Below are 4,180 nucleotides of genomic sequence, written 5' to 3' on the forward strand. Positions count from 1 at the left end.
ATGCCGGGAATGGACGGGATCACGGTACTCGAGCGGATCAAGGGCGATCCGGCGCTGCGCTCTGTGCCGGTGATCATGATTTCGGCGCTCGAGGACTTCGACAGCGTCGTCCGCTGCGTCGAGCTGGGCGCGGAGGATTACCTCCAGAAGCCGTTCGACGAGGTGCTCCTGCGGGCACGCATCCGGGCCGGACTCGACAAGCGGCGGGTGCAGCGGCTCGAGCGGGCACGCGTCCGAGACGTGTTCGCGCGATTCCTGCCCGAGCCCATGGTCGACGAGGTGCTCTCGCGCACGGATGGAGACCTCCGTCTGGGCGGCGTGCGCTTGGTCAGCACCGCCCTGTTCGCCGATCTGCGCTCGTTCACGACCTTCGCGGAGCGGACGCCTCCGGACGAGGTGATCGCGGTGCTCAACCGGTACCTCGGTGAGATGAGCGATGCCGTGCTCGACAACGGAGGAACGCTCGTCGCCTTCTTGGGCGACGGCCTCATCGCGGTGTTCGGCGCCCCCATCCCATGCGATGACCACGCCGATCGGGCGATCGCGGCCGCCCGGGAGATGCTTCAGCATCGGCTCCCGCGCTTCAACGACTGGGCGCTCGAGCACGGCTGCGGCGCACCGTTCCGGATGGGCATCGGCATCAGCAGCGGGCCGCTGATGTCCGGCAACGTGGGCTCGGAGCGGAGGCTGGAGTACACCGCCATCGGCGACACGGTGAACACGGCTTCCCGGCTCGAGTCGCTGACGAAGGAGCTCGGGCACTCCATGCTCCTGTCGGAGGCGACGCTCGACCTCTTGACGGCCCCGGTCGCGGACCTCGTCTACGTCGACGAGGTCACCGTGCGTGGACGAAGCGCACGCACGCGAGTGTGGGGTCTGGCGGACACCATCGGAACCCGGTACGCGTCGCTGGAACGGAGTGAGACGGCATGAACGCCACCCCGATCAAGCGCGTCGCACTGATGGCGGCGCTAGGTATGGCACTGGCCGGCCCGACAGCATGCGGTGGCGACGACGCGACGAAGCAAACAACGGAAGCTGCCGCGCGACGCGCCGACCCTGCGACTGACAAGCTCGCGCAGGTCCAGGCGCGCGGCACGCTCGTCGGATACCACGAGGCGGACTATCCGCCGCAGTCGATGGACGTCAAGGGGGAAGTCCGCGCGGCCGACACGAAGTGCGCAGAGACCCAGCTCACGGCCAATCAGGTGACCGGATTCGACTCCGAGACGACGAAGCTCGTCGCTGAGGGACTCGGCGTGGAGGCGTGCTTCGCGACCCCGACGTGGACCGAGGTGACGTCGGGCAACTGGGGCGACCGCTGGGACATCGCCTACGGCTCCGGCTCGATCAACGCCGACCGGATGCAGCGGCTGTACATGACACAGCCGTACTACGCCGTCCCGAACTACTACTTCGTCGCCGTCGATTCGCCGGCACGGCACGCCGCCGACCTGGACGGGAAGCGGATCGGTGCCTGCGCGAGCTGCTCGCATGAGATGTACCTCAACGGGGAGCTCCAGATCCCCGGAATCGACATCGAAGTGAATGTCGACGACCCGAAGCTGGTGACGTTCGAGACAGAGCGCCCGGGCCTGAAGGCGACGGCCAAGGGCAAGATCGACGCGTTCCTCGCCGCCGAGCCGGTCGGGCGCGCGCGGATACGGGAGGGGGTAGCGCTCCGTCGGCTGCCTGAAGTCGCGTTCACCTACTACCCCTCCGGCTTCGTCGACAAGAGCTCCGGACTTGACTCGAAGGCCTTCGTTGCGAAGGTCAACGAGATCGTCCGGCGCGCCCAGGCCGACGCGACGCTGGAGAGGCTGTCGCGCAACTTCTTCGGTCGCGACTACATCGCCGCGGCTGTCAAATACGACATCGACGCGATCGACCAGGATGTGGAGTGAGCCCGCAGCGATCACCCGCGCTCAGGCCGGTCGGCGCGACGGTGGCCACCGTCCTCGCACTCGCGGCGGCCGGCTGCGGTTCCGGTGGCTCGGACACCCAGTCGAGCGCCGCTTCGGCGCGGGGCGCCGACCCTGCGACGGACAAGCTGGCCCAGGTCCAGGCGCGCGGCACGCTGATCCTGTTCACCGATCCCGCCTACCCGCCGCAGTCGTTCGCGGTCAAAGGCGCGAAGCGCCTCGCAACCACGAAGTGCGCTGCAAACGAACAGACCGGCCCGGAGATGGCCGGCTACGACGCCGACACCGGCAAGCTCGTCGCAATGGCACTCGGGGTAGAACCGTGCTTCGTCACGCCGTCATGGACGGAGGTCACCGCCGGCAACTGGGGAGACCGCTGGGATCTGGCCTACGGCTCGGGAGCGATCGAGTTCAGCCGCATGGACGTCCTCTACATGACGCAGCCCTACTACTCGACGCCCGCCAACTTCTTCGTTCCCAAGGCGTCCGCGGCCAGGACGCCGTCCGACCTAGCCGGCCAGAAGGTCGGCGCGTGCGCCGGCTGCACGATGGAGAAGTACCTGCGCGGCACGCTCGAGCTTCCCGGACCGAAGATGGAGCAGTTGGTCGAGAACCCGCGGATCGTCACGTTCGACACGGAGGTTCCCGGCCTCGCCGCGACGGCGAAGGCCGAGATCGCCGCGTTCCTGTGCTCGGAGCCGGTCGGCGCCGAGGCGATCGCGAAAGTGGGTGCGCTGCGGATGCTCGAACCCCCGGCGTACTACTCGTACAAGACCGGTTACGTCGATAAGAAGTCCGGTCTTGCGGCGGGCCCGTTCGTCGCGCGAGTGAACGAGATCGTGACCGGGCTCCACGCCGACGGCACGCTGAAGCGCCTCTCCATCAAGTACTTCGGTAAGGACTACGCCACGCAGGCGGCGAAGTTCTACCTCTCGACGATCGAGCAGAAGGTCCTTTGAGCCGGTTCCGGGGGCGCAGCCTGGTCGCGCGACTCGTGCTGACGTTCCTCGCGCTGTCGTTGCTGATGGTCGGCATCGTCGGCACCGTCTCGTACCTGCGCGCGCGGAGCGCGCTCGAGACGCTCGTCTTCGACCGTCTGGACGCCGCCGAAGAGCTGAAGGCAGACGCCCTCGACCGCTGGATCGACGAGCAGCGACGGAACGTGGTGTTCGTCGCCGGGTTGCTCGGAGGATTCCAGTCCGGGACATCGAGCGGCCTCGGAAGCGACGTGCGCAAGATGCTTGCGCGCGGACCCAGCGACGCGGGCGTGGCATCGGCGCGTGCCAGGGTGCGGTCCGTCCTGGGGTACGTCGTGTCGCAGACGGCGGACGCGCAGGAGGTTCTAGTGCTCGACCTCGACGGCAGGGTCGTGGTCTCGACGGTGCGCGATCACCAGCGCCTCAGTCAGGCGAACGAGGACTACTTCACGCGCGGCAGTTCCGGGACGCACGTGCAGCCCGTGGCCCAGTCGTCCCTCACGGAGAGGCCGACGATCACCGTCGCGACGCCGCTGTTCGACCGCGACGGTGAGCGGATCGGCGTCGTCGCCGCGAGCCTCAACCTGGAGCGGCTGGACCGTATCGTGCTTCCCGCCACGGATCTCGGCCAGACGGGGGCGTCGTACCTCGTCGGCAAGGACCACCGCTTCGTCCACGCTCACCTCAACACCGGCGAGTACGCGAGCGGAGTCTCCTCCGAGGCCATCGACGGCGCCCTGCGCGGCGCGGACGGACACGGCCTCTACACGAGCTACGCCGGCGTGCCCGTGATCGGCGTGTACCGCTGGCTCGACGAGGTTGGAGCAGCGCTCGTCGCCGAGCAGAGCCAGGACGCCGCTTTCGCGCCCGCTCGCCGGCTCGCGCTGACGCTCGCCGGCATCGGCTTGGCGGTGGCTGCCCTCCTGGGCACAGGCATCTACCTCGCGTCGCGCCGCATCGCGCGGCCGATCCTGGCCATCACCGACACCGCGGCCACCGTCGCGGCGGGCGACCTGACCCGCGAGGCTCCGGTGACGACGCGTGACGAGGTCGGGACGCTCGCGAGCGCGTTCAACGCGATGACATCACGTCTCCGAGAGACTCTCGAGGGGCTCGAGCAGCGTGTAACGGAACGGACGGAGGAGCTCCGGATCCAGAACGCCGAGCTCGGTGCGCTGCACGAGACCACGCTGGGCGTGATGCACCGGCTCGAGGTCGACGACCTCCTGCAGGAGCTGCTCGAGCGGGCGGCGGAGCTCCTCGACTCGGGCCACGGCTACA

4 protein-coding genes are annotated in these 4,180 nt (G+C 68.6%); all 4 read left to right on the forward strand.

Annotation, left to right across the window (positions count from 1 at the left end; genetic code table 11):
• On the forward strand, positions 1-933 hold a 933-nt coding region (locus VFX99_RS02225), incomplete at its 5' end, for an adenylate/guanylate cyclase domain-containing protein (protein WP_329664689.1).
• The gene (locus VFX99_RS02230) at positions 930-1,904 is read left to right on the forward strand and encodes a transporter substrate-binding domain-containing protein (protein WP_329664690.1); all 975 of its coding nucleotides are present in this window, start codon (positions 930-932) and stop codon (positions 1,902-1,904) included. The genes VFX99_RS02225 and VFX99_RS02230, both read left to right, overlap by 4 nt.
• Positions 1,901-2,881 (forward strand): transporter substrate-binding domain-containing protein, encoded by a 981-nt coding sequence (locus VFX99_RS02235; RefSeq protein ID WP_329664691.1) that lies wholly within the window; start codon positions 1,901-1,903, stop codon positions 2,879-2,881. The genes VFX99_RS02230 and VFX99_RS02235 overlap by 4 nt, the downstream gene beginning before the upstream one ends.
• A partial coding sequence (locus VFX99_RS02240) for a cache domain-containing protein (RefSeq protein ID WP_329664692.1) occupies positions 2,878-4,180 on the forward strand: 1,303 nt, incomplete at its 3' end. The genes VFX99_RS02235 and VFX99_RS02240, both read left to right, overlap by 4 nt.

Source organism: Microbacterium sp., from assembly GCF_036277215.1.
GTDB lineage: Bacteria > Actinomycetota > Actinomycetes > Actinomycetales > Microbacteriaceae > Microbacterium.

What these genes read in the sequence shown, in the direction of transcription:
- VFX99_RS02230 (WP_329664690.1), top strand. Translation starts at nt 930, where the DNA reads ATGAACGCCACCCCGATCAAGCGCGTCGCACTGATGGCGGCGCTAGGT.